This window comes from Kitasatospora sp. NPDC056181, assembly GCF_042266225.1.
Taxonomy (GTDB): domain Bacteria; phylum Actinomycetota; class Actinomycetes; order Streptomycetales; family Streptomycetaceae; genus Kitasatospora.
This window is the reverse complement of the sequence record NZ_JBHJUK010000005.1, coordinates 120,391-144,753: the sequence shown is the minus strand read 5'-3', so window position 1 is coordinate 144,753 and position 24,363 is coordinate 120,391. Positions and strand designations below refer to the sequence as shown.

Genomic DNA, 24,363 nt, shown 5'->3' with positions numbered 1-24,363 from the left:
GCGCGCCCTCGAACCGGCGGCATCGCGATCGTCCTGTCGGAGCGAGGCGATAGGGTTCGAACTCAGTTCGACCGAAGTGCGGGTGTCCGCCGCAGAATCGGAGGCTCGACCAGGTGAAGTTCATTGTCCTGCCCCAAGATGCACCGGTGCGCTCAGGCCCCGAGGCTGCGGTCCTAGTGGCCGATGACTGGGATGACTTCGGTTTTCGTACCAGCTATACGCTTTGGTACCGAGACTCGCAGACGCAGACGAACCTAGGGTTTGTCAAGGTCGCCGTCGCCGGGCAGGGAGACGGCCCCAGCCCCATCCGTGCGGGGGTTTACGATGGCTCGCCACCGGGTGAACTCTTCTCGCTCGGGCAGAGCGACCTCTACTACGACAACATCAAAAAGCTCGGGCATGACAGACGGGAAGAGATCCTTCGAGGGCTCTCTGACGTTGCCTACAACCCGGACCTTCTTGAGACTGCTATGCAGTATCCAGTGACACACTCATCACTGTTGCGGACGGTTGAGGAACAGACGGTCAGGGCGCAGTTCAACCGGATCGCCCGTGGCGGAGCCCGGCTGACCGAGTACCGGTTCCGCTACACCGCAGCGGGGCATGGCGCTGAGAGTGCTCTTGACTTCAAGGTTGATCCTGACTCCAGGCCGTCCAGCAATATCCACGCCCTCATCGGCCGCAACGGGGTTGGCAAGACGACCTTGCTGCGGAATCTGGCCGCTGCGGTTGTCTTGCCCGGGAGGCACGCGGAATTCGGGCGCATGGACGTGCTCCCGACGTCTACGTCCACAGACGGCGAGCGGTTTGTGAACGTGGTGTCAGTCACCTTCAGCGCGTTCGATCCCTTCGTCGAAGTGGTCGAGGAGAGTGATCCCCGAGCGGTGAAGTACACCTATGTCGGCCTGCAAAGCACTTCGCTCGATGAGCTGTCCACCGGCACCCAGCAGCAACGACTTCAAGCGGCCTTCAGTGCTGGAGTCCAGGCCGTCATCGACTCGCGGGACCTCATGCGCTGGCGCGACACAATGCTGCTGCTGAGCCGTGACCCGCAGTTCGCAGACTCCGCTGTCGCGGCCTACGCCCGTGACATACGGGCCGGCATGAAAGTCACGGACTCCGACGTGCGTGACCTGACCGCTGCCTTTGGGCGGATGAGCTCAGGCCACGCGATCGTAGTGCTGACCATGACACAACTCGTGCACCTCGTGGTGGAGCAGTCCCTAGTCCTGGTGGACGAGCCCGAGGCCCACTTGCATCCGCCACTGCTGGCTTCTTTCATGCAGGCGCTGTCTCACCTGTTGGCCGACCGCAACGGTGTCGCCGTAGTCGCTACACACTCGCCTGTCGTGCTTCAGGCGATGCCACAGTCCTGCGTCTACAAGCTCATACGCCAAGGCGAGATTAGCCGCGTCGAGCGCCCTCAGCTTGAGACGTACGGCGAGAACGTCGGCGTGCTGACCCACGAGGTGTTTGGGCTGGAGGTGATGGAGTCAGGCTTCTACGCGGAGGTCGGCAGAGCGGTGGCCGCACTGGATTCATACGAAGAAGTCCTTGCTTACTTTGGCGGCAAGCTCGGCGGAGAGGCAAAGGGGCTGGTCCGGATCCTCCTCGCAGAGAAGACGGATGGTCCCCTCTGATGTGGCCCCTGAAGGTCCCCATGCGGAAGGCAAGTGACAGCTACCAGGCATGCGTAGCCCGCAGCACCACGGCGGAAGGGCGGCGTGAGCGGCTGCTCAAGGCGGCCGACACCGTGCGGAAGGCTGGCCAGATGCTGCGCGAAGCCGCGGCTGCCAGGAACCTGCACGACCTTGATGCGAAGGGCTTTACGGTTCCTGAGATTGCTGGCAGCACCTTTGTGGATTGGGCGTACGAAAACGGCATGCAGACCGTCGGGGGGCGGGTAATACGCGACGAGCTGATGGCGGCTCCACCCAACGAACGCTGCCCGTTGTGCCGACAGGGTACCGTCCGTCAGCTCGACCACTACATGCCGAAGAGCCTCTTCCCTGCACTGTGCGTGGATCCGCTCAACCTCGTGCCCGTCTGCGAGCGGTGTAATTTAATCAAGGGTAATAAGCGTCCGGACAGCGCCGAGAACACGATCCTGCATCCGTACCTCGACCGGGTATCCCATGAGAGCTGGCTGGACGCACGAGCGATCCATGACTTCGGCACAGTGCGATTGCGTTTCTTCGTCAGCCCACCGGCATCCTGGGACGCCACGCTCACTACGCGGGTCAAGAACCACTTCACGCTCTTCGAGCTCGGGAAGCGCTACGCCATCGAAGCGAACCGTGCGATCTCCGATGTGACGTACGGTGTCGACAGGCAGCGCAAACGCGGTGGCGCACGCATGGTCCGGGACTACCTACAGGAGCAAGCAGAGACCCGACTCGCCGTCGACCTCAACAGCTGTGAAGGTGTCACCTACCGGACGCTCGCTGCCGACGACCTCTACTGCCATGGTCCCTCGACGCAAGACCCTTCCAACTGAGGCTCATGGCCTCGCAGCCGACAGCTGTGTCTTGCTATGTGGCGCGGGCTGACCTTGCAGCTGCCACTGGGTCTGTAAGGCTGGCACCTGTCTCGGAAACTGGGCTGGATAGTCTGGATCGTGCGACGATGCCGGTATGAATCGACTCGCGAACGCGACGTCGCCGTACCTGCTCCAGCATGCCTCCAATCCTGTGGACTGGTGGCCATGGGGAGAGGAGGCGATGCAAGAGGCCAAGCGGCGCGACGTACCCATCCTTCTCTCGGTGGGCTATTCGTCGTGCCACTTAGCCTGATGATCATTGGTGCCACGTGATGGCGCACGAGTCCTTCGAGGACGCCGGTGTCGCCGAGTACCTCAACGGCCGGTTCGTCGCGGTGAAGGTCGACCGCGAGGAGCGCCCGGACGTCGACGCCGTCTACATGGAGGCGGTGCAGGCGGCGACCGGGCAGGGCGGCTGGCCGATGACGGTCTTCCTCACGCCCGACAAGGACCCGTTCTACTTCGGGACGTACTTCCCGCCGGAGCCCCGGCACGGGATGCCGTCCTTCCGGCAGGTGCTCGAAGGCGTCGACGCCGCCTGGCGCGACCGCCGGGACGAGGTCGGCGAGGTCGCCACCCGGATCCGGGCCGACCTGGCCGAGCGGGCCTCGGTGTACTCGGCGGGCGCCCACCACCCGCCGGGCGAGGCGGACCTGCACCAGGCGCTGGTCGCGCTCAGCCGGGACTTCGACGCCCGGCGCGGCGGGTTCGGCGGCGCGCCCAAGTTCCCGCCGTCCATGGTGATCGAGTTCCTGCTCCGCCACCACGCCCGCACTGGCTCCGAGGCGGCCCTGGAGATGGCCGTCCGCACCGGCGAGGCGATGGCCCGCGGCGGCATCCACGACCAGCTCGGCGGCGGCTTCGCCCGGTACTCGGTGGACGCCGGGTGGGTGGTGCCGCACTTCGAGAAGATGCTCTACGACAACGCGCTGCTGCTCCGCGCCTACCTGCACCTGTGGCGGGCCACCGGCTCCCCGCTCGCCCGGCGGGTGGCGCTCTCCACCGCGGACTTCCTGCTGCGCGAACTGCGCACCCCGGAAGGCGCGTTCGCCTCGGCACTGGACGCGGACAGCCTGGACGCGGCGACCGGCGCGTCCGTCGAGGGGGCGTACTACGCCTGGACGCCCGGGCAGCTGGCCGAGGTGCTGGGCGAGGCCGACGGCGCGCTCGCGGCGGCGCTGTACGAGGTGACCGACGCGGGGACGTTCGAGCACGGCGCCTCGGTGCTGCAACTGCTCTCCGACCCGCAGGACGCCGAGGCCGCCGAACGCGTCCGGGCCGGGCTGTTCGAGGCGCGGTCGGGGCGGCCGGCGCCCGCCCGCGACGACAAGGTGGTCGCCGCCTGGAACGGCCTCGCCATCGCCGCGCTCGCCGAGACCGGCGCCCTGCTGGACCGCCCCGACCTGGTCGAGGCCGCCGAGAGCGCCGCGGACCTGCTGCTCGCCGTCCACCTGCTGCCCGACGGCCGGCTGCTGCGCACCTCCCGGGACGGCCGCGGCAACGACCGCAACGCGGGCGTGCTGGAGGACTACGCCGACACCGCCGAGGGCTTCCTCGCGCTGTACGCCGTCACCGGCGAGGCGGAGTGGCTGGAGCTGGCGGGCGGGCTGCTCGACACGGTGCTCAAGCACTTCGCCGACGAGGCCTCCGGCGCGCTGTACGACACCGCCGACGACGCCGAGGAACTGATCCGGCGGCCCCAGGACCCGACCGACAACGCCACCCCGTCCGGCTGGACGGCCGCCGCCGGAGCCCTGCTCACCTACGCCGCCTACACCGGGTCGGCGCGCCACCGCACCGCCGCCGAGCGGGCGCTGGGCATCGTCGGGGCGCTGGCCACCCGGGCACCGAGGTTCATCGGCTGGGGCCTGGCCGTCGCCGAGGCGTTGGCGGACGGTCCGCGCGAGGTCGCCGTGGTCGGCCCGGCCGGGGCGGCGGCGACGGCGGCGCTGCACCGGGCGGCACTGCTGGGGACGGCACCGGGCGCGGTGGTCGCCCTCGGTGAGCCCGGGCCCGCGGCGGAGGTGCCGTTGCTGGCCGACCGGCCGCTGGTGGCCGGTGCGCCGGCCGCGTACGTCTGCCGGCACTTCGCGTGCGACGCGCCGACCACCGATCCGGCGGTGCTCGCCGAGCGGCTCGGGGCCCGGTCGGAGGCGGTCGGCTCGGCCGGGTAATCCGGTTGTCCCCGGTGCAACGGCCGGGCGAGAATCGGCCATGACCTGGACGTTGACCACCTCCCTCGACGACTTTCGTACCCAGGCCGGAGACTTCCTCGGTGCGCGCCCGGCCGAGAACACCGTGCTCCTCACCGTGGTCGACCGGCTGGTCGGGCGCGGCCCGCACGCCTTCGGGGAGGGCACGCCGGTCTTCGGCTGGTGGAGCCGCGAGCCGGGCGGCCCGGTCGAGGGCGCCTTCCTGCGGACACCGCCGTTCGAGCTGCGTCTCGGTGTGATGCCGGACGGGGCCGCGGCCGTGCTCGCCGGCGAACTGGCCGCGGCCGGGCCGGAGTTCACCGAGGTCACCGGGGTGTCCGGCGGCGAGTCGGCGGTCCGGGCGTTCTCCGCCGCCTGGCAGGCCGGCACCGGCGCCACCGGGTCCCTCCGGTTCAGGCAACGGCTCTACCGGCTCGGCGAGCTGACCGGCCCGCCGCGCCCGCCCGCCGGCCGCCACCGGGTCGCGGTACCGGCCGACCGCGAGCTGCTGATCGAGTGGTACGAGGCGTTCGGGATCGAGTGCACCGTCGAACTCCCCAACATCGCGGGCACGGTGGACGACCGCATCGCCGACGGCCTGCTCCACGTCTGGGAGGACGACGGCCGGCCCGTCGCGATGGCCGGGAACAGTCCCGTGGTCGCCGGCATGTCCCGCATCGGCCCGGTCTACACGCCCGCCGGGGCACGAGGGCACGGCTACGCCAGCGGTGTCACGGCGGCCGCCTCCGCGGCCGCCCTCGCCCGCGGCGCGGCCGAGGTGCTGCTCTACACCGACCTCGCCAACCCGACCAGCAACTCGATCTACCAGCAGATCGGGTACCGGCCGGTGGAAGACTGTCTGACGCTGGACTTCGTGGACGTCGCGGACCTCGTGGGCCGAGGGCGTCTGCGGACGGGCCGGGCGGGGTAGGCGGGGTGCGGGGGTGGCGCGATGACGGACGGATTGCTGACGTGGGCCGCCCGGCTCGCTCCGGGTGAGGTGGTGGCCGGTGCGCTCGCCGTCAACCTGGGGCTGCTGGTGCTCGCACTGGCCGCGGGCGGGCTGCTGGTCCGGCGGTACGGCGAACGCCGGGTGACCCCGCCGCCCCCGCCGCCCGACCGGCGCGAGCTGCTGCTGTCGGCCACCGCCGTGCTGCTCAACTCCGCCGTGGGCGTGGCCGGCTGGGCGCTCTGGAAGGCCGGCTGGATCCGCCTCACGGCGGACACCGGGCTCCGTGCGGTCGCCGAACTCCTGGTGTTCACGCTGGTGATGGACGCGCTGATGTACGGCGGCCACTGGGCCGCCCACCGCCGCCGGCTCTACCGGCTGGCCCACGAGATGCACCACCGCTACCCCGACCCGCGGCCGGCCACCCTCTTCGTGCTCCACCCGCTGGAGGTGGCGGGCTTCGGCGGCGCCTGGCTCGCGGTGCTCGGCCTCCACGAGATCTCCGCCGCGGCCCTGGCCGGGTACGTCGGCGTCAATCTGGTCTTCGGCCTGCTCGGCCATCTGGGCGTCGAGCCGTTCCCCGCCCGCGTCCGGCGGTGGGTGGTGTTCCGGTGGGTCGCGCTGCCGATGTTCCACGCCGGCCACCACGCCGACCCGGCGGTCAACCTGGGCTTCTACACCACGGTCTGGGACCGGCTCTGCGGCACCGTCGACCCGGCGTACGACACCCTCCGCGCCGCCGAATGGCAGACGCCCGCCGCCCGTCAGTCGATCGCGTGGACCCCGGGCGAATGACGGACCTTCGTGTTGAACGGGTCGCTGCCGCCGCCCTCCGCCACCGGAGTGCCGCCCATCGACCGGTCGCTGTTGCGGTAGTTGTGGGCGGTGGCGAGCAGATTGCCGCCCGCCGTCCTCATGTCCTCGGCGAGTCCGTCGAGCAGCGCCTTCCAGGCGGCCGAGCACTCGTGCAGCGCGGCCCCGCTCTGCCACCCCGGCAGGGCAGCCGCCGCCCGGTCGCTCGGCGCGGCCAGCCTCGCCGTCTCCTCGGGGACCTTCCCGGCCACCGTCTGCGCGTTGGTGCCGGCGGCGGACAACTCGTTCGGCCGTACCGTGAATCCCGTTCCTCCGGCCACCGTCTCCCCCTCGACCGTGCTGTCGGCTGTGCGCGCTATGGTAACGGACAGTACAAGAGGGACCACTCGTGAGCGACAGCTGGGGGGCTGAACAGTGGACCTGGCGGGCCTGAAGAACGCCAAACCGGAGGAGCTGTACGCCGCGGCCGAGGCGTACGGGCAGCTGTACAAGGCGTACGTACAGCACACCGCGGACTGGAAGAGCGGCACGGCCGACCGCGTGCACGGCTCCGGCTGGACGGGGGGCGCCGCCGACGCGGCCACCAAGTCCCTGGACGCGACCACGGACAAGCTCCAGGCGGCGGACATCGAACTGTCCTGCATCGAGGGCACCCTGCGCGACCACGCCGACACGTTCAGCCTCGCGCAGTCCAAGCTGCGGCAGGCGCTCACCGACGCGGCCGCCAAGAACCTGAAGGTCGCCGACGACGGCACCGTCAGCTGGAGCGCCTCGGCCAACCCGTACCAGGCGACCGACTGGGCGGACAAGCAGAAGGCGGCCGCCGAGGACATCGCCAAGCGGATCGCCGGCGCACTCGGCGAGGCCACCCAGGCCGACCAGGGCCTCGCCGCCGACCTCAGGCGCTTCACCGGCCGCGCCACCGACAAGTCCGGCCTGGACCTGAAGACGGCCAGCGCGGACGGGTACCTCCAGCAGTTCGGCGACCTCAACAATGCGGGCTACAAGAAGGACATGCCGGGCAAGGACGCCAGCCCGACGGAGGTCAACTCCTGGTGGAGGGGCCTCGACCCGGCGGGACAGCAGTGGTTCATCGACCACCACCCGGAGGCGATCGGCAACCTCGACGGCATCCCGGCCCCGATACGGGACCAGGTGAACCGGGAGTACCTGAGGAAGACGCTCAGTGATCTGGTGGAGACCAGGCGGACGAGGCCGCTGACCACGGGCGAACAGCAGACCTACAACGAGCTGTTCCCGATCAGCGAGCGCCTGAGGGAGGACGACAGGCTCAGGGGTGACGGCCGTCCGCAGGACTTTCTCCTGGGCATCGGTAACGACGGGCACGGCCGGGCGATCATCTCCTTCGGCAACCCCGACACCGCGACAGACATCTCCTCGTACGTCCCGGGGATCACGACCTACCCCTCGTCCCTGGGGCCGAAGGGCGACTGGACCCCCGGAACCAACGAGGCCGAGAACACGCTCAACCTCTGGCGAGCGGCCAACGCCAAGTTGCCGCCGGGTGGATCGGTCGCGTCGATCGTGTGGCTGGGCTACGACCCTCCGGGGCAGGACATGAGTGCTGCGTCGAGTGGGGCCGGTGACAAAGCCGCCCCGGCCTACGCGAAGTTCCTCAGCGGCGTGCGGGCGAGCCATCAAGGCGGCGAGCCACCGCACATCACGTCGATCGGTCACAGCTACGGCTCGTACGTGGTCGGCCAGGCCACCAAGCTCTCCACCACACCGGGCGCGCCCTACACGCCGCCGGACGACGTGGTGTTCATCGGCAGTCCGGGCGTCGGTGTGGACAAGGCCTCCGACCTGCGGATGCCGGGTCACGTCTGGGCGGGTGCGGCGTCGAACGACGCGGTCACCCATACCCCGACGAAGAGCGATGCCTTGATCACCGTCACCAGCGGCCCGATCATCGGCTGGGGCAAGCACGAACTCCTCAACCCGGACGACGGCTGGTACGGGACGGACCCGGCGAGCTCCGCTTTCGGGGGAAAGCGCTTCTCCGTCAGCGACGGGGGGAATGCGACGGACGTCATCGGGATGCACACGAAGTACCTGACCCCGGAGAACGGCGGCCCCTCGCTGGGGAACATCGCCTCCATCGTGACCCGAGGCTGCGACGTCGTGCAGGTGGAGGGCCGATGAGGATCCGCTGGAAGGTGGTTGTCCCACTCGCGGTCGTGGTCGCAGTACTGACAGCCGGAGTGGGTTTGTTCTACAACGGATACGGGCCCATGGCGTTGCGGGACAAGCGTGTCCTCAAGCTGAAGAGCCCGGCGGCGGCGAAGGACCGGATCGACGAGTTCCTGCGTGCCACCATGGCCGGGATCTCGCCGCAGGTGGAGTACCTCGGCGGCGACTACCAGGTGACGCGCGAGGAGGACCACTGGGACGGCGAGCCGAACTTGAAGTCGCGGCTCTTCGGAGCAGTCACCATCCGTACCCGGATTGCTCAGGTGAAGCTTCCGCGCTTGCTCGACCAGATCAGCTGGAGCTGGGAGGGCATGGGGTGCGGCCGCGTGGAGCGCTCCGGACCCGACAAATACAACCCCAAACTGACCTCTCTCAGTTGCACGACAGACGATGGGCTGTCCGTCTCCCTCGGCGCGTCCTCTGACGGGTCGTACAACTCGGTCGCCTTCAGCGGCGAGCTCGACTTCGTGCGGTACCAGCCTGCCCACGAGTACGGGCCGGTCTCGCCACTCCCGACGAGGCCCCGCACCTCCGGCGGCGTGGTCGCCGATGACGCCGTCGACGACCCCTACTGGTCGCACTGACCCCCGCTACTCCCAGTCCCACCGGATGCCCAGCAGGCACGGCTGGAGCGCCGAGCCCACGAGGTGGACGCAGTGGTGGCCGTCCAGCGTCAGCTCCTCCGTCCCGTACGGCTTCCCGCCTGGGGCGTGGAGGGCGAAGCGGTGACAGCGGACGGGGAGGGCCGCGGGGTGGAAGGTGACCTGGAGGACGTACTGGCCGGCGCCGGAGTTGAAGCCGCGGACGTACTCGCTGCTGGGCGTGGGTGACGGGGCGTCGTCGAAGCCGTAGCCGAGCAGGTGGGTGTCGCCGGCCCGGAGGCGGCGGTCGAGGAGGAGCTCGGCGACGAGCAGGTCGTGGGCGGGGTCGCGGCGGATGCGGCCGGGGCGGCAGTTCTCCTCGGCACGGACGCCGACGCGGGTGATGTCGCAGCCGGGATCGCCCTGGTAGATGGCCAGGTAGCGGTCGATGCCGTCGCGGTGGGCGCGCAGGGCGTGCTGGGAGTCGCGGCGGACGAGGTGGCGGTCGGGGCCGACGCGGATCCGTTCGATGTGGGTGATGGTGTGCAGGCCGGTGTCGCGCGGGCTCGCGATGGTGGCGAGGAGGTCGTCGACGGCGGTGGCCGGGGTGATGAGGTCGCGGTAGGGGAGGACCGGCGGGCCGGCCGGGTCGGCGGGGGTGGCGCGGCGGGGACCGAGGAGTCGGGTGAGGGAGTGCGCGGGGAGGTCCAGGACGTCCTCCAGCACCCGGACCGCGCGCAGGGATTCGGCCCGTTCGGGCCGGCGGCGGCCCTGTTGCCAGTAGCTGAGGCTGGTGATGCCGACCTGGACGCCGCGTTGGGCGAGGTGCTCGCGGACGCGGTGCAGGGCGAGACCGCGGGCGGCGATGGCGGTGCGCAGGGCGAGGTGGAACGGGCCGGTGCGCAGGGCGGTGGCGAGGTCGGCCTGTTCGCCGCGGTGCATGGCGGCCTCTTCGGGGGTCGGGCCGGCGGGTTCCGGTTGGTCGTGAATATTCACATGCGGAAGGCGGTTTGTCACCGGTGGAGGCGCTGCCGCGCGGCGGTTCCGGGGGCGGCGTTCACACCTGGGCGGGGTCGTTCACACCTGCGGGCGGGGGTCGGGAGGGCCGTTGACCAGGCTCTGACAACGGCGGATGCTCGGTGACGCGATCCGGACCGCACCCCCACACCTCTCCACTCCTGTGCCTGTGCAAGGAGGAACGCCCCCATGTCAGTTCCACGGATACGCCTGCGCCGTGCGGTCTCGGTGCTCGCGCTCGGCGTGCTTGGCCCGGTGTTCACCGTCGCCGCGACCGCCCCGGCCTCCGCCGCCCCCAACGGCGCGCCGGCCCCCACCGCACACGTCCGCCCGGCGGGAGCCGCGGGCAGTACGGCCGACCTGGCCGGCACGTACAAGAAGCTCAACATCACCATGCAGCAGCAACAGCAGACCAACTGGTGCTGGGCGGCGAGCGGCAACACCATCGCCACCTGGTTCGGCTACGACTACAGCCAGAACCAGTTCTGCAACGCCGCGTTCGGCCGATCGGTCAACTCCACCTGCCCCAACAGCCAGGCCACGCTGGGCGATGTGCAGAACGGCCTGAGCCGGGTCGGCATCAACCCGGGCTCGTACGTCACCGGGTACCTGCGCTACAGCACCGTGCAGACCGAGGTGAACGCCGACCGCCCGATCGAGACCCGGATCCAGTGGAGCTCCGGCGGCGGCCACATGCACGTCGTGTACGGGTACGACACCGCCGGCAACCAGGTCTACTGGGGCGACCCGTGGCCGTCCAACTACCGCTACAACTGGGCGGACTACAACTACTACGTGTCCAACGGCACGTTCTCCTGGACCCACTCCCTGTACCGGATCGGCGCGTGAGGGGCGACCATGACCAGCATCCGTAACGCGGCCGCGGCCGTCCTGATCGCCGCCGGCCTCGGTCTGGCCGTCACCCCGGCGGCCCACGCCGAGAGCGGGTCCGGCGCCCCCGTGCCGGTCACCGCCGAGGAGCTGGCGCAGGCCCGGGGCGCCGCCCAGAGCCCCGCCGTCCTGGAGCAGTTGGGCCGCTTCTTCGCCCGCAGGGGCGTGCCGCCGACCAAACAGTCGACCATCGGCGCGGCCGAGGAGGCGCGGGCGGCGGGCGCGGCCGCGCCGAGGCTGTCCGGCGACACCGTGCCGGTCTACACCCTGGACGCGGCCTTCGTGGCCGGGACCCCGGGGGCGGCGGTGGCGAAGGCCGAGTTCACCGCCAGCAGGGCCGTCTCGGCGGACGGCCAGGTGGCCTCGGTCTGGACCGTGAAGCAGGGAGGCTCCTGGCGGGTCGTCAACATCGCCTCCGGCGGTGACGAGAACGACTACGCGGCGCGGGCGGCCGGCAGCGGCGGCGGGACGGCGTTCCGCGAGCCGCAGCTCAACGCCTGGTACGTACTGCGGGACGGCCGGGTGCTGCCGCTGGACGACGAGGCGAGGCGATCGGTCGGCGCGGCCGGGGTGAGCCTGGCGGCGTACCAGAATCTGGTCCGCCAGCGGTACGGGGACAAGCTGCCCGGCTCGGCGTACGACCGGGCCGGGAAGGGCGGCGGCTACCAGCCGGACGCCACCGTGCAGGAGGCGGCGCAGGGCGGCGGTACCGCACTGCCCGCCGTCACGGCGGCCGCGGCCCTGGGCGTCACCGCGCTCGCGGGCGGGGGCGTCGCGCTGCGGCGGCGGGCGGGTGCCCGGCGCGGGTAGCGCCACCGGGTGAGGGGCGGCGGGGTCCGGCACGGCGGCCGGGCCCCGCCGCCGCGTGCACGCCCGCGGGGTCGGCTACAGCCCGGTGAACCCGCGTTCCAGGACGGCGAAGGCCTGGTCGACCAGGTCGGCGATGTCCTGGGTGCCGCCGCCCTGGGCCCACTGGAGCGCGGTCTCGGTGGTGGCCGCGCCGATGGCGGCCGCGGTGATCCGCATCTCGAAGGTCGGCTCGGGGATTCCCGCACGCTGGGCCAGCACGGTGAGGTAGAGCCGCTGCGGGTCGTTGGCGGTCTCGTGCATCCGGGCCCGCAGCGCGGGGACTTCGTCGACCAGCCGCATCCGGGTGATCAGCTCGTCGCGCTCGTGCTGGAGCAGCTCGCGGAGCAGTCCGACCATGACCTCGCGGCAGGACTGCAGAAACGGTTCGTCAGAGGGGCGGGCGAGCAGCGCGGTGACCATCGCGGGGTCGTACTCGTCGGTGAGGACGAGGTCCTCCTTGGTGGCGAAGTACCGGAAGAACGTGGACTGCGAGACCTCGGCCGCCGCGGCGATCTGCTCCACGGTGGTGCCCTCGTAGCCCTGTTCGGCGATCAGCCGGTACGCCTCGCGGCGGATCGCCTGACGGGTCTTCAGCTTCTTCCGTTCGCGCAGCGACAGCGGCGCCTCCAGCATGGCCTGGACCGGGTTGGCCGGGGCTGCTGCCGGGGGTGCCGCTGTCGGCCGCGTTGCGCTCATACCTTCGATTATCCGCGATCGGCGGCCGGCACGGTGGCCGTCCCCGACGACGCCCCCGGCGGGGGTCCGGGCCGCGGCCCCGTCCCGGCGGCTGCCGCCTCCGTCGCCTCCTCCGCCCCGGCCCGCTCCTCGGCGGGGCGCGGCTCGACGGCGGGCATCCGCAGCGCGACCAGGACCGCCGACAGCACCGCGATCCCCCCGGCGACCAGCAGCACGACCGTCATGCCGTGGACGTACGCGGCGTGCGCGGACGCGGCCAGCGCCCCGTCCCCGGTGGCGGCGGCCACGGCGTCGGCGGCGACCACCGACTGCCCGGCCTTGTGCGCGGCGTCGGCGGAGAGTGCGGTGGTGTCCAGCGCCCCCCGGTACGAGCCGGCCAGCAGGCTGCCGAAGACGGCCACCCCGATCGCCCCGCCGACCTGGCGCAGCGTCTGGATCAGCCCGGCGCCGACCCCGGCCCGGGCGGGCGGCAGGGTGAGCAGGGCGGAGGCCTGGGCGGTGATCAGCGACAGGCCCATGCCCAGGCCGAGCAGGGTGAGCCAGACCGCGGCCAGGCCGTAGCCGTCGGAGGTCTCGGTGCGGCTGCCGAGCAGCAGGGCGGCGGCCAGCACGGCCAGTCCGACGGTGATCACCGCGCGGGCGCCGATCCGGGTGACCAGCCGGTCGCTGAGCTTGGCGGCCACCATCAGCCCGAGCATCATCGGCATCAGCCGCAGGCCGGTGCCGAAGGCGTCGGCGCCGAGCACGCTCTGGAAGTAGAGCGGCAGGACGAAGAAGGCGCCGAACAGGACCAGCGAGACCAGCGTCGCGGCCACCGAGGACCAGCCGAAGGTCGGGTCGGCGAGCAGGGCGAGGTCGAGCATCGGGTCGCGTTGGCGGCGGCTGCGCAGCACCAGGGCGGTGAGGGCGACCAGCGAGCCGACGATCATGCCGAGCACCAGCGGGTCGGCCCAGCCGCGGTCGGGGCCCTCGATGATGCCGAAGGTGAGGGCGGCCAGGCCGCCGGCGCCGAGCACGGTGGCCGGCAGGTCGATCGCGGGAGCGGCGGGGTTGCGGGTCTCCGGGAGCAGCAGCACGCAGGCGACGATGCCGATGGCGGTCAGCGGGATGTTGATCACGAAGACCGCGCCCCACCAGAAGTGCTGGAGCAGGAAGCCGCCGATCAGCGGGCCGAGCGGGGCCCCGGCCGCCAGTGCGGCGGCCAGCAGGGCGGTGGCACGGCGCTGCTCCCCGGAGGGGAAGAGCCCGGGGATGACCGCCATGGACATCGGCATGACCAGCGCGCCGGCCAGGCCCATCGCGGCGCGGGCGGCGATCAGGGTGCCGGGGCTGTCGGCGAGCATGCCGACCGCGGAGGCGAGGCCGAACAGGGCGAGGCCCACGGTGAGGGTGCGGCGGCGGCCGAAGCGGTCTCCGATCAGCCCGGCCGGGAGCATCGCGGCGGCGAAGACCACGGTGTACGAGTCGACGATCCACTGCTGCTGCCCGGTGGTGGCCTGGAGCTGGGAGGCCAGGGTGGGCAGGGCCACGTTGAGGATCGTCATGTCGAAACTGATCACCAGGACGCTCAGCGCGACGGCGACCAGCGCCAGCCAGCGTCGTGGGTGCGGCCCGGGCGGGGCCGGGGCGGGAGCGGTGGACACGGGCAACCTCCGGAAGCCGGTCGGAAGGACGGGGAAGTTCCTGTCAAATGACAGTAACTCTCAAAAGATGGAGACCGTCAATACGCCGAGTGGTACCGGTGCCGTCACGCTCGGTGATGTGTCCTGGAAGTGCGCGTTCCGCACATGGAATTGACGCAACGTTGATCTGTCGTTCGCCGCTTCGGGGCGGCTGCGGGTGACTGTCGGTAGATACGATGTGGCAATCGGTCAGTGCTGGCCGACGCGTGCCGAGAGCGGAGAAGGGGTGGGGCGGCAGGAGCCGACCACTGGCCCGGCGCAGGAAGGGGAGACCGAATGGCCGACAGGGAGTCGAGCGCCCAGATCTGGGGTGCGGCCGTGGTGGTGGGATCGGCGCTGGCCGTGGTCGCCGCTTATCTCATCAACGGCGCCGCACTGGTGCTGGCGGTCGCCGGGGTCGAGGTGCTGCTGCTGATGGTGTACGTCGGCCGCCGCTGGCGCCTGCTGCACCAGCCGGTCGCCCCGCGCGGCCACCAGGCGGCCGGCGTCACCCCCGACGCGGCGCACTGTGAGCGCTGCCGCCGGGCCCGCGAGGCGCTGGACGCCCGCCGGGCCCGCTCCCGCCCGCGCCGGGCCCGCCCGGCGGTGTCGCAGGAGCGCGCGCCGTACGAGCGCGCGCCGCGCGAGCGCCAGGTCCGCGACCGTTCGGCGGGCGCCCGGCCCGCGCACCGCGACCCCGACCGTCCCGACCCCGACCGCGGCCACCCCGATCACGGTCGCCCCGATCACGGCCGCCTCGACCGCGACCGCCCGCCGCGTCCCGCCCCGGAGTGGACAGCGGAACGGGCGGCCACCCGGTCACCGGACCGGTCGGCCGCCCGTCATGGCGTGCCCGGCTCAGCCGACCGGGCTGTACGCCACCAGTGAGACCCCGACGTACTGGGTGATGAAGGCCCCGAGGGTGAAGGCGTGGAACACCTCGTGGAAGCCGAACCACTGCGGTGACGGATCGGGCCGCTTGAGTGCGTACACCACCCCGCCGATGCTGTAGAGCACTCCGCCGACGACCATCAGCACCACCACCGTGACGCCGCCGGTGTGCAGGAAGTCCGGCAGGAAGAACACGGCGGCCCAGCCCAGGGCGATGTACACCGGCGTGTACAGCCAGCGCGGCGCGCCGACCCAGAAGACCCGGAACGCGATCCCGGCCAGCGCCCCGCCCCAGGCCACCCAGAGCAGCGCCTGCCGCGCGCCGCCGTCCAGCAGCAGGATGGTGAACGGGGTGTAGGTGCCCGCGATGATCAGGAAGATATTCGCGTGGTCGAGCCGGCGCAGCACGGCGTCGCCGCGCGGACCCCAGGTGAAGCGGTGGTAGACCGCGCTGACGCCGAACAGCAGCCAGGCGCTGGCCGAGTAGATCGCGCAGGCGACCCTGGCGGATGTGGAGCCGGCCTGGCAGATCAGCACGATCCCGGCGGCCACCGTGGCGGGGAACATCGCGGCGTGCAGCCAGCCGCGCCACTTCGGCTTGCTCTCCGTACGCTCCGTGCTCTCCACGAGCTCAGCAGTCATGGGCTGCATGCTACCTGTTACCTACGGGTCCGTAGGTTACTGCCGCGTAGGAAGTGGTGCTCATCACTACTTGGACGTTTTGGAGTGTTCGGGGGTGGGGTTGAGGTGCCCTCGCTCGGCCGGAAGCGATGCATTACCAACCAGTAACCGGACTGAATGTAGTAAAAGATGCGTCAATTTCACCGCTGCGCCGTATTCGGGGCTGGAGAGCGGAGCTACGCTGCAAGCACCCTCAAACCCCCGCTACGCCGCCTCCCTGCCGAGATGGCGTGAAACGGAGCGATCGTGTCGAACGAGAACCTCGCTCTCAGCGCATCCGCGCCCACCCGCCACGAGCGTCTGCTGGCCTGGGTGAGCGAGATCGCGGAGCTCACCCAGCCGGAGCGCATCGAGTGGTGCGACGGTTCGGACGAGGAGTACCAGCGCCTCGCGGACCTGCTGGTGGCTCAGGGCACCTTCAAGAAGCTCAACGAGGACAAGCGCCCCAACTCCTACTACGCCGCCTCGGACCCCACGGACGTGGCGCGCGTCGAGGACCGCACCTACATCTGCTCCGAGCAGGAGAAGGACGCCGGCCCGACCAACAACTGGAAGGCCCCCGCCGAGATGCGGGCCCTCTTCCAGGGGGAGAACGGTCTGTTCCGCGGCGCGATGAAGGGCCGCACCATGTACGTGGTGCCCTTCTCGATGGGCCCGGTGGGCTCCCCGCTGGCCGCGTACGGCGTCGAGATCACCGACTCCGCCTACGTCGCCGTGTCGATGCGCGTGATGACCCGCATGGGCCAGGCCGTGCTGGACCAGCTCGGTGAGGACGGCGACTTCGTCAAGGCCGTGCACACCGTCGGTGCCCCGCTCGCCGAGGGTCAGGCGGACGTGCCGTGGCCGTGCAACACCACCAAGTACATCTCGCACTTCCCGGAGACCCGGGAGATCTGGTCCTTCGGCTCCGGCTACGGCGGCAACGCCCTGCTCGGCAAGAAGTGCTACGCGCTGCGCATCGCCTCGACCATGGCCCGCGACGAGGGCTGGCTGGCCGAGCACATGCTCATCCTCAAGCTCACCCCGCCGGCCGACGCCACGGGCCAGGCAGAGCCCAAGTACGTCGCGGCCGCCTTCCCGTCCGCGTGCGGCAAGACCAACCTGGCCATGCTCCAGCCGACCATCCCGGGCTGGAAGGTCGAGACGATCGGCGACGACATCGCCTGGATGCGCTTCGGCGCCGACGGCCGCCTGTACGCCATCAACCCCGAGGCCGGCTTCTTCGGCGTCGCCCCCGGCACCGGCGTGGACACCAACGCCAACGCCATCGAGACGCTCTGGGGCAACACCGTCTTCACCAACGTCGCGCTGACCGACGACGGCGACGTGTGGTGGGAGGGCCTGACGGACGAGCCGCCGGCACACCTGACCGACTGGCGCGGCAACAGCTGGACGCCGGAGTCCGGCACCCCGGCCGCCCACCCGAACGCCCGCTTCGCCGTGCCGGCCGCGCAGTGCCCGACCATCGCCCCCGAGTGGGAGGACCAGGCGGGTGTGCCGATCTCGGCCATCCTCTTCGGCGGCCGCCGGGCCACCGCCGTCCCGCTGGTGACCGAGTCCTTCGACTGGAAGCACGGCGTCTTCCTGGGCGCCAACATCGCCTCCGAGAAGACCGCCGCCGCCGAGGGCACCGTCGGCGAGCTGCGCCGCGACCCGTTCGCGATGCTGCCGTTCTGCGGCTACAACATGGGTGACTACTTCGCCCACTGGCTGAAGGTCGGCGCCCAGGCGGACGCGGCCAAGCTGCCGAAGATCTACTACGTGAACTGGTTCCGCAAGAACGGCGAGGGCAACTTCGTCTGGCCCGGCTACGGCGAGAACAGCCGCGTGCTGAAGTGGATCGTCGAGCGCCTGCAGGGCACCGGCGAGGGCGTCGAGACCCCGATCGGCGTGCTGCCGACCGTCGAGGGCTTCGACCTGGAGGGCCTGGAGCTGTCGAAGGAGGACCTCGACCTGCTCTTCACCGTCGACGCCGACATCTGGCGCCAGGAGGCCGCGCTCGTCCCGGCCCACCTGGAGCTGTTCGGCGACCACACGCCCACCGAGCTGTGGGACGAGTACCGAGACCTGGTCGCGCGCCTCGGCTGAGCCTGAGCCTCAGCGGAGTGCATCGGAGGTGCGTGGCACGAATCGCGCACCGACCGAGCGACAGGACGGCCGGAGCCCCGCCGGACGATCTTTCCCCGACCAAGGAGATCGTCCGGACCGGGACTCCGGCCGTAGCTTTTCCGGGAGCGGCCGCCCAGGCGCCGCGCTCGCGGAGGAACGCCGTCAGGGCTGGGTGTATCCGCCGAGGAAGTCGCCGATGCGGGTGACGGCGTCCGCGATCTCCTCCGCGCGGGGGAGGGTGACCACGCGGAAGTGGTCCGGTTCGGGCCAGTTGAAGCCCGTCCCCTGGACCAGCAGGATCCGCTCGGCGCGCAGCAGGTCCAGCACCATCTGGGCGTCGTCCTTGATCTTGTAGACCTTCGGGTCGAGCCGGGGGAAGGCGTAGAGCGCGCCCTTCGGCTTGACGCAGCTGACCCCGGGGATGTCGTTGAGCAGCCGCCACGCGGTGTCCCGGGACTCCAGCAGTCGGCCACCCGGGAGGACGAGGTCCTTGATCGACTGCCGCCCGCCGAGCGCCGCGGCGACGGCGTGCTGGGCCGGCATGTTGGCGCAGAGCCGCATCGAGGCGAGCACGGTCAGGCCCTCGATGTAGCTGCGGGCGCGCTGCCGGTCGCCGGAGAGCACCATCCAGCCGGAGCGGAAGCCCGCGACCCGGTAGGCCTTGGAGAGGCCGTTGAACGTGACGCAGAAGAGGTCCGGGGCCAGGGTGGCCAGCGGGACGTGCTCGGCGTCGTCGTAGAGGATCTTGTCGTAGATCTCGTCGGCGTAGACCACGAGCTTGTGCCGGCGGGCGATGTCGACCAGGCCCTCCAGGACCTCGCGCGGGTAGACCGCGCCGGTCGGGTTGTTCGGGTTGATCACCACGATCGCCGTGGTCCGGTCGGTGACCTTGGACTCGATGTCGGCGAGGTCCGGGTACCACTCGGACTGCTCGTCGCAGCGGTAGTGCACGGCGGTGCCGCCGGCCAGCGAGACCGAGGCCGTCCAGAGCGGGTAGTCCGGCGCGGGGACGAGCACCTCGTCGCCGTCGTCCAGCAGGGCCGTCATGGCCAGCTGGATCAGCTCGGAGACGCCGTTGCCGAGGAAGACGTCCTCGACGGTGAGGCCGTGCAGGCCGCGGTCCTCGTAGTGCATCACCACGGCGCGGCGGGCCGAGAGCAGGCCCTTGGAGTCCCCGTACCCGTGCGCGGAGGAGAGGTTGCGCAGGATGTCCTGGAGGATCTCGGGGGGCGCGTCGAAGCCGAACACGGCGGGATTGCCGGTGTTGAGCTTCAGGATGCGGTGGCCCTGCTCCTCCAGCCGCATCGCCTCGTCGAGCACCGGGCCGCGGATGTCGTAGCAGACGTTGGCGAGCTTGCTGGACTGGATGACCTGCATGCCTGCCTACTTTAGGGGTACGGCGGGGCGGTCCGGCACGCGTGCGGGGACGCGCGCCGGACCGCCCTCAGTGCCTGCCTTCGATCGGCAGGCGGGTGGCTTAGCCGACCTTCCAGACCAGCGGCTCGGTGTCCAGAACGCTGCCGAAGGAGAGGAACTGCGGCGGAGTGCCGTTCGGAACGAGATAGACCGCACACTGCTGCTGGGCCTGGCCGTCCGGCAGGGTGCCGGGCTTCTTGCCGGCGTCGCACTGCGGGATCGACTTCATGACGACCGGGGCCGGCAGGATGCCGGACGCCTTGGCGTCCGTGTTCACCTTGAACCGCATCATGAAGTACTCGTCGGTCAGCGGGGCGCCGGTGCGGTTGGTGAACGAGACGGTGACGTAGTAGGGGGTCTTGCCCTCCACGTCGGCCGGCTTGAAGTTGAACGGCGCGATCTCGGCCGCGGTGCCCTTGACCACCGAGACCGGGGTCACGTCGGCCTTGGTCTTGCCCTGGTAGCTGCCGGTCGCGGTGAGCGCCAGCGGGTTGCCGAAGCCGACCTTGCCGCTGCCGCCGCTCGCGCCGCCGATCGGGTTGCCGCTGGTGGTGGCCGTGGGGGCCGGGTTGGCGCCGCCCGTGCCGCCGGTGGCCGTCCCGCCGGTGGCCGCGCCGCCGGTGCCGGCCGTGCCGCCGGTCGCCGCCGCCGCGGAGCTGGCCGCCGCCGAGGCGGTGGTGCCCGCGCCGCCGGCGCCCGCCGCGGCCGGGTCGGCCGGATCGGCGTTGTCCGGCCCACAGGCCGTCAGCAGCATCGCGAGCGCCGCGACCGGGAGACCGGCGCGCAGAACCTTCTGGGTGTTCGTCAAGATGTGTTCCCCGTTGGATGATGTCGTCGATGCGGCGCTCCGGATCAGGTCCGGGCGCCGCCTCTGGCTCGGACGAGGACAATAGCGGGTCGGTTCCCGGGGCGGGGAAAGCCGGGTGGGGCGGGAGGGGTTGCCGTGGTCGTCGCCGTACTCGGAGCGGTGCTGGCGGGCCTGCTGGTGGCGCCGGCACTGCGTGGGCTGGTGCTGCGGTACGCGGTGCCCGAGGGAGAGCCGTGGTGCACCGCATGTCCGTCCTGCGCACGGGAGTTGCGCGGACTGCCGCCGACCGGACGCTGCCCGGGCTGCCGGGAGCGGCTGGGCGGCCCGCGGGCCTGGCTGGTGGAGGCGGTCACCGCCGCCGCGGCCGCGGCCGCACTGAGTGCGGCCCACCCGGGTGACGCCCTGCTGCTGCTCTGGGCGGCCGGGCCCGGCGTGGTGCTCGGCTTCACCGACGCCCGGGTGCACCGGCTGCCGTACCCGCTGAGCTGGACGCTGACGGCCGGTCTGGCGCTGCTGCTGGTGGTGCTGGAGCTGGCGGACGGCCGCCCGGGCGCGCTGCTGCGCTGCCTGCTGGTGGCGCTGGCCGCCGCCGTGCTCTTCGAACTGCCCTCCTGGTTCGGCCTGATGGGCGAGGGGGACACCGTACTGGCGCTCGGCCTCGGCGCGTTGCTCGGCCGGTACGGCTGGGCCGCCGCCTTCACCGGGCTGTTCGTGGCCATGGCGCTCGCCGGGCTCTGGGGGGTGGTCAGGGCCGTCGCGGCCCTGGTCCGGCGGCGCCCGGTGCGCGGGCTGGAGCTGCCGATGGGCCCGTTCCTGCTGCTCGGCACGCTGGCCACGGTGCTGTTGCAGTAGGCCGGGTGCGGGTGCGGGCAACGGTGCGGGCGCGGGTGCGGAGAACGCGAACGGGCCCGTCGTACCGGTCGGGTACGACGGGCCCGCCCACGGCGCGCAGGCCCCACCCTCAAGGGGCGCCGCGCCGTGGCCCGTCACGGGACTCCGGCCCGCCCGCGGGGCGGACGGCGGGAGTCCGGCGACGGGCCGGGGGAGTTACGGCATCTGGTGGACGAACGGGCCGACCGCGTTGGAGAACGCGTTCCCGTTGTTGGCGTCCCAGTTGGTGGACCAGGTCATCGCGCCGCGGATGGTGGGCCACTTGGCCGGCGGGACGAAGCTGCCGCAGTTCTTGCCGGTGGCCAGGCAGTCGAGCGCGTTGTTCACCACGGTCGGCGAGACGTAGCCGCCGCCGGCCGCCTTGCTGGACGCCGGGACGCCGATGCCGACCTGGTCGGGCCGCAGGCCGCCCTGGATGTGGGTGCAGACCTGCGAGGTGATGAAGTCGATGGTGCCCTGGTTGTAGACCTTGCCGTCGCAGCCGTTCATGCCGCCCGAGTTGTAGAACTGGGTGTTGACGACGGTCAGGATGTCCTTGGTGTTCAGCGCCAGCTGGAAGTAGGCACCGGCGGTGCTGTACATCCCGATGGTCTCCGGGGCCATCGTCAGGATGAAGTTCGGGCCGACCTTGGCCTGGAGGCCGTGCAGCGCGTTGCCGAGGTACGTCGCGTTGACGCCGTTCTCCAGGTCGACGTCGATGCCGTCGAAGCCGTAGTCCTTGATGATCGCGTAGGCCGTGTCGACGAAGGCCTGCGCGGCGGCGGCGTCGTTGACGCTGATCGCGCCGTTCTGGCCGCCGATGGAGAGGATGACCTTCTTGCCGGCCGCGCGCTTGGCGTTCACGTCGGTGCGGAACTGCGCGTCGGTGTAGCCGCCGAGGGCCTTGGAGAGCGCCGGGTCGAGCGTGAAGCTGATCGCGCCGGTCCTGGTCGGCACGGCGTCGGCGAAGGAGACCGCGATGATGTCGTACGCGCTCTGGACGTCGCCGAGCTTCTGGACGGTCGCGCCGTTGTCGAAGTTGTGCCAGTAGCCGGTGACCACGTGCTTGGGCAGGCCGGTGACGGGCGGCTGGGTGGTGGTCGCGGTGGCCGTGGGGGTCGGCGTCGCGGTCTGGGTCGGGGTGGCGGTCGCCGTAGGGGTCGCGGTGGCCGTGGGGGAGGCGGTCGCGGTCGGCGAGGCGGTGGCCGTGGCGGTCGCGGTGGGGGTGGGCGTCGCGGTCGGGCTCGGGGTGGAGGTGCCGCCCGGGCCGCTCAGCACGACGTCGTCCGCGAGGTAGGCGCTCTGGCCGTACCAGCCGTGCAGGTACAGCGTGATGCTGGTGACGTTGGCGCCGGTGGTGAAGGTGGAGGAGAGCTGGTTCCAACTGCTCTGGTTGGACCACGAGCTCGGGTCGGTGCCGCCGGTGCCGCGCGCGCCGAGGTAGACGTACGGGCCCTGGACCCAGGCGCTCAGGCTGTAGCTGGTGTTGGGCAGCACGCTGACGGTCTGGGTGCACTCGGCGGTGTCCCCGGCGCCCGGGGTGGCCTGGAGCGCGCCGCTGCCGGAGTGGACCGGGGTGGAGACGGTGGTGGCGGCTCCGGTGCACGACCAGCCGGCGAGTGAGCCGGAGTCGAAGCCGCCGTTGGCGACCAGGTTCCCGGCGGCCGCGTTGGCGCCGCCGGCGAAGAGGGCCAGACCGCTGCCGGCGAGGGCGAGGGCGGTGGCGCCGGCGGCGAGGGCCGGAAGGGTGCTGCGCCGGCGCTTGTGCGCGGGCTGGTTCAGCGTACGGGCCATGGAGGTGCGCTCCTGGGGGGAGGAGCGGCCGCCGCGGTGGGGGGCGCGGCGGCCGCGTGTGGGGGAGGGGAGGTCCGCAGTACTGCCTCGGGTGGGGCGGCGGTTCGGTGCTTGTTCCGCCCTGGGTCAAAAGCTGGACTAGACCATTGGCGGTCGTCAAGCATCGATCGTCGGCTTACGGATTCCTTAAGGAATCGGATACCGTTCCGTAGCCGTCGACCCGGCGGTCGCCCGGCGTTCCGGCGGGCGCCTTCCGGCCACCCTCGCCGCGCCGGTCGCAACAGACTCAGCACAGGACCGTGACCGGACCGCTACCTGCGGCTTTACCCAGCGCGTCCGCGCGGGAGTAGGCTGCGCCGGGGGTTGTGACGCACCCCGGTGAAGAGTTACGGAGGGGCCGAAAACCATGGGTCTGCGCGATGTCGTCGAACGCACGCCGGGTCTGCGCACCCTGCTGGACGGTATGTACGGCCTCTACGGGCGCCGGGTCGAGGTCCACCTCGCCCGCACCCCGCACCACATCGGCGTGATCCTCGACGGCAACCGCCGTTGGGCCAAGGCGACCGGCGGTTCCACCGCCTACGGCCACCAGCGCGGCGCCGACAAGATCAGCGAGTTCCTGGGCTGGTGCGACGAGACGCACGTCAAGGTCGTCACGCTCTGGATGCTCTCCACCGACAACCTCTCCCGGCCGGCGGACGAGCTGGTCCCGCTGCTCGGCATCATCGAGGACGCCGTCACCGGCTTGGCCGCCGCCCGCCGCTGGAAGGTCAACCCGGTCGGCGCGCTCGACCTCCTGCCGCAGCACACCGCGGACGTGCTCAAGCGGGCCGCCGAGGAGACCGCCGGGATCGAGGGCATCACCGTCAACGTGGCGGTCGGCTACGGCGGCCGGCACGAGATCGCCGACGCCGTCCGCTCGCTGCTCCAGGAGCACGCCGGGCGCGGCACCTCGATCGAGGAGCTGGCCGAGATCCTCGACGTCGAGCACATCGCCGAGCACCTCTACACCAAGGGCCAGCCCGACCCGGACCTGGTCATCCGCACCTCGGGCGAGCAGCGGCTCTCCGGCTTCCTGCTCTGGCAGAGCGCGCACAGCGAGTTCTACTTCTGCGAGGCGTACTGGCCGGCCTTCCGCAAGGTCGACTTCCTGCGGGCGCTGCGCGCGTACGAGGAGCGGCACCGGCGGATGGGGCTCTGACCCTGCCGCGGCTCCGGCGTGAGCCCGGTCCGGCTCCGGGCCGGCCCTGTCCTGGCTCCGCGCCGGCCCTGGCGTGAGCCCGGTCCGACTCCGGTGTGACCCTGGCCCGGCCCTGGCGTGACCCCGGCTCGGCTCCGGTGTGACCCTGGCCCGACCGCGCTCTGGACGTGCCCCGTCCTCCGGGTCTTCGCGGG

The 24,363-nt window shown here is 71.4% G+C and carries 20 protein-coding genes and 1 pseudogene; 13 read left to right on the top strand and 8 right to left on the bottom strand.

Features of this window, described 5'->3' with window-relative positions; translation table 11 throughout:
* Positions 1–113 precede the first annotated feature (113 nt).
* From ACFC1F_RS04325 to ACFC1F_RS04305, 5 genes and pseudogenes are all read left to right on the top strand, one after another.
* Positions 114–1,640 (top strand): AAA family ATPase, encoded by a 1,527-nt coding sequence (locus tag ACFC1F_RS04325; RefSeq protein ID WP_376155551.1) that lies wholly within the window; start codon positions 114–116, stop codon positions 1,638–1,640.
* 20 nt (positions 1,641–1,660) lie between these two features.
* Complete coding sequence (locus ACFC1F_RS04320; protein ID WP_376155549.1) at positions 1,661–2,497, top strand: HNH endonuclease; 837 nt, start codon at positions 1,661–1,663, stop codon at positions 2,495–2,497.
* Between the two features lie 136 nt (positions 2,498–2,633).
* Positions 2,634–4,713 (top strand): annotated as a pseudogene (locus tag ACFC1F_RS04315) (thioredoxin domain-containing protein).
* Positions 4,714–4,753: 40 nt separating this feature from the next.
* On the top strand, positions 4,754–5,662 hold the full coding sequence (locus ACFC1F_RS04310; RefSeq protein WP_376155547.1) for a GNAT family N-acetyltransferase: 909 nt from the start codon (positions 4,754–4,756) through the stop codon (positions 5,660–5,662).
* A gap of 21 nt (positions 5,663–5,683) precedes the next feature.
* Positions 5,684–6,475: a sterol desaturase family protein gene (locus tag ACFC1F_RS04305; RefSeq protein ID WP_376155545.1), complete on the top strand. Its 792-nt coding sequence runs from the start codon at positions 5,684–5,686 to the stop codon at positions 6,473–6,475.
* Here the strand turns inward: ACFC1F_RS04305 and ACFC1F_RS04300 are convergent.
* On the bottom strand, positions 6,445–6,813 hold the full coding sequence (locus ACFC1F_RS04300) for a hypothetical protein (RefSeq protein ID WP_376155544.1): 369 nt from the start codon (positions 6,811–6,813) through the stop codon (positions 6,445–6,447). The two genes, ACFC1F_RS04305 and ACFC1F_RS04300, sit on opposite strands and share 31 nt — an antisense overlap.
* A gap of 94 nt (positions 6,814–6,907) precedes the next feature.
* Here ACFC1F_RS04300 and ACFC1F_RS04295 point away from each other — a divergent pair, with 94 nt between their 5' ends.
* Both ACFC1F_RS04295 and ACFC1F_RS04290 read left to right on the top strand, forming a co-directional pair.
* Positions 6,908–8,656, top strand: coding sequence for an alpha/beta hydrolase (locus ACFC1F_RS04295; RefSeq protein WP_376155542.1), 1,749 nt, complete (start codon positions 6,908–6,910; stop codon positions 8,654–8,656).
* Positions 8,653–9,288: a hypothetical protein gene (locus ACFC1F_RS04290; protein ID WP_376155541.1), complete on the top strand. Its 636-nt coding sequence runs from the start codon at positions 8,653–8,655 to the stop codon at positions 9,286–9,288. Before ACFC1F_RS04295 ends, ACFC1F_RS04290 begins: the two co-directional genes overlap by 4 nt.
* A gap of 6 nt (positions 9,289–9,294) precedes the next feature.
* Here ACFC1F_RS04290 and ACFC1F_RS04285 read toward each other — a convergent pair whose 3' ends face one another.
* Positions 9,295–10,227 (bottom strand): hypothetical protein, encoded by a 933-nt coding sequence (locus ACFC1F_RS04285; protein WP_209416860.1) that lies wholly within the window; start codon positions 10,225–10,227, stop codon positions 9,295–9,297.
* A gap of 264 nt (positions 10,228–10,491) precedes the next feature.
* Here ACFC1F_RS04285 and ACFC1F_RS04280 point away from each other — a divergent pair, with 264 nt between their 5' ends.
* Complete coding sequence (locus ACFC1F_RS04280) at positions 10,492–11,151, top strand: papain-like cysteine protease family protein (RefSeq protein ID WP_376155539.1); 660 nt, start codon at positions 10,492–10,494, stop codon at positions 11,149–11,151.
* A 9-nt stretch (positions 11,152–11,160) separates the two neighbouring features.
* A complete protein-coding gene (locus ACFC1F_RS04275; protein ID WP_376155537.1) occupies positions 11,161–12,003 on the top strand; it encodes a hypothetical protein in 843 nt (280 codons plus the stop codon).
* Positions 12,004–12,078: 75 nt separating this feature from the next.
* Here ACFC1F_RS04275 and ACFC1F_RS04270 read toward each other — a convergent pair whose 3' ends face one another.
* On the bottom strand, positions 12,079–12,738 hold the full coding sequence (locus ACFC1F_RS04270; RefSeq protein ID WP_376155535.1) for a TetR family transcriptional regulator: 660 nt from the start codon (positions 12,736–12,738) through the stop codon (positions 12,079–12,081).
* An 8-nt stretch (positions 12,739–12,746) separates the two neighbouring features.
* Positions 12,747–14,381 carry an MFS transporter gene (locus tag ACFC1F_RS04265; protein ID WP_376155534.1) on the bottom strand — a complete coding sequence of 545 codons (1,635 nt, stop codon included), beginning with the start codon at positions 14,379–14,381 and terminating at the stop codon, positions 12,747–12,749.
* Positions 14,382–14,696: 315 nt separating this feature from the next.
* Between ACFC1F_RS04265 and ACFC1F_RS04260 the strand changes: the two genes are divergently transcribed.
* Positions 14,697–15,287, top strand: coding sequence for a hypothetical protein (locus ACFC1F_RS04260; protein WP_376155532.1), 591 nt, complete (start codon positions 14,697–14,699; stop codon positions 15,285–15,287).
* On the opposite strand, the gene ACFC1F_RS04255 is transcribed toward ACFC1F_RS04260, so the two are convergent.
* On the bottom strand, positions 15,258–15,941 hold the full coding sequence (locus ACFC1F_RS04255) for a hemolysin III family protein (RefSeq protein ID WP_376155531.1): 684 nt from the start codon (positions 15,939–15,941) through the stop codon (positions 15,258–15,260). The genes ACFC1F_RS04260 and ACFC1F_RS04255 overlap by 30 nt on opposite strands.
* 276 nt (positions 15,942–16,217) lie before the next feature.
* Here ACFC1F_RS04255 and ACFC1F_RS04250 point away from each other — a divergent pair, with 276 nt between their 5' ends.
* Positions 16,218–18,059 (top strand): phosphoenolpyruvate carboxykinase (GTP), encoded by a 1,842-nt coding sequence (locus tag ACFC1F_RS04250; protein ID WP_376155529.1) that lies wholly within the window; start codon positions 16,218–16,220, stop codon positions 18,057–18,059.
* A 183-nt stretch (positions 18,060–18,242) separates the two neighbouring features.
* Here the strand turns inward: ACFC1F_RS04250 and ACFC1F_RS04245 are convergent, their stop codons facing one another.
* Positions 18,243–19,457, bottom strand: coding sequence for a pyridoxal phosphate-dependent aminotransferase (locus ACFC1F_RS04245; protein WP_376155528.1), 1,215 nt, complete (start codon positions 19,455–19,457; stop codon positions 18,243–18,245).
* Between the two features lie 100 nt (positions 19,458–19,557).
* The gene (locus tag ACFC1F_RS04240; protein WP_376155526.1) at positions 19,558–20,304 is read right to left on the bottom strand and encodes a hypothetical protein; all 747 of its coding nucleotides are present in this window, start codon (positions 20,302–20,304) and stop codon (positions 19,558–19,560) included.
* A 135-nt stretch (positions 20,305–20,439) separates the two neighbouring features.
* Between ACFC1F_RS04240 and ACFC1F_RS04235 the strand changes: the two genes are divergently transcribed.
* Positions 20,440–21,156, top strand: coding sequence for a prepilin peptidase (locus ACFC1F_RS04235; protein WP_376155524.1), 717 nt, complete (start codon positions 20,440–20,442; stop codon positions 21,154–21,156).
* 195 nt (positions 21,157–21,351) lie between these two features.
* Here ACFC1F_RS04235 and ACFC1F_RS04230 read toward each other — a convergent pair whose 3' ends face one another.
* Positions 21,352–22,968, bottom strand: a complete 1,617-nt coding sequence (locus ACFC1F_RS04230; RefSeq protein WP_376155523.1) for a chitinase — start codon at positions 22,966–22,968, stop codon at positions 21,352–21,354.
* Positions 22,969–23,374: 406 nt separating this feature from the next.
* Between ACFC1F_RS04230 and ACFC1F_RS04225 the strand changes: the two genes are divergently transcribed.
* Positions 23,375–24,169 (top strand): isoprenyl transferase, encoded by a 795-nt coding sequence (locus ACFC1F_RS04225; protein ID WP_209417189.1) that lies wholly within the window; start codon positions 23,375–23,377, stop codon positions 24,167–24,169.
* Positions 24,170–24,363 lie beyond the last annotated feature (194 nt).

What these genes read in the sequence shown, in the direction of transcription:
- ACFC1F_RS04280 (WP_376155539.1), top strand. Translation starts at nt 10,492, where the DNA reads ATGTCAGTTCCACGGATACGCCTGCGCCGTGCGGTCTCGGTGCTCGCG.
- ACFC1F_RS04275 (WP_376155537.1), top strand. Translation starts at nt 11,161, where the DNA reads ATGACCAGCATCCGTAACGCGGCCGCGGCCGTCCTGATCGCCGCCGGC.
- ACFC1F_RS04285 (WP_209416860.1), bottom strand. Translation starts at nt 10,227, where the DNA reads ATGCACCGCGGCGAACAGGCCGACCTCGCCACCGCCCTGCGCACCGGC.
- ACFC1F_RS04305 (WP_376155545.1), top strand. Translation starts at nt 5,684, where the DNA reads ATGACGGACGGATTGCTGACGTGGGCCGCCCGGCTCGCTCCGGGTGAG.
- ACFC1F_RS04230 (WP_376155523.1), bottom strand. Translation starts at nt 22,968, where the DNA reads ATGGCCCGTACGCTGAACCAGCCCGCGCACAAGCGCCGGCGCAGCACC.
- ACFC1F_RS04245 (WP_376155528.1), bottom strand. Translation starts at nt 19,457, where the DNA reads ATGCAGGTCATCCAGTCCAGCAAGCTCGCCAACGTCTGCTACGACATC.
- ACFC1F_RS04290 (WP_376155541.1), top strand. Translation starts at nt 8,653, where the DNA reads ATGAGGATCCGCTGGAAGGTGGTTGTCCCACTCGCGGTCGTGGTCGCA.
- ACFC1F_RS04260 (WP_376155532.1), top strand. Translation starts at nt 14,697, where the DNA reads ATGGCCGACAGGGAGTCGAGCGCCCAGATCTGGGGTGCGGCCGTGGTG.
- ACFC1F_RS04270 (WP_376155535.1), bottom strand. Translation starts at nt 12,738, where the DNA reads ATGAGCGCAACGCGGCCGACAGCGGCACCCCCGGCAGCAGCCCCGGCC.
- ACFC1F_RS04225 (WP_209417189.1), top strand. Translation starts at nt 23,375, where the DNA reads ATGGGTCTGCGCGATGTCGTCGAACGCACGCCGGGTCTGCGCACCCTG.
- ACFC1F_RS04320 (WP_376155549.1), top strand. Translation starts at nt 1,661, where the DNA reads ATGCGGAAGGCAAGTGACAGCTACCAGGCATGCGTAGCCCGCAGCACC.
- ACFC1F_RS04255 (WP_376155531.1), bottom strand. Translation starts at nt 15,941, where the DNA reads ATGCAGCCCATGACTGCTGAGCTCGTGGAGAGCACGGAGCGTACGGAG.
- ACFC1F_RS04310 (WP_376155547.1), top strand. Translation starts at nt 4,754, where the DNA reads ATGACCTGGACGTTGACCACCTCCCTCGACGACTTTCGTACCCAGGCC.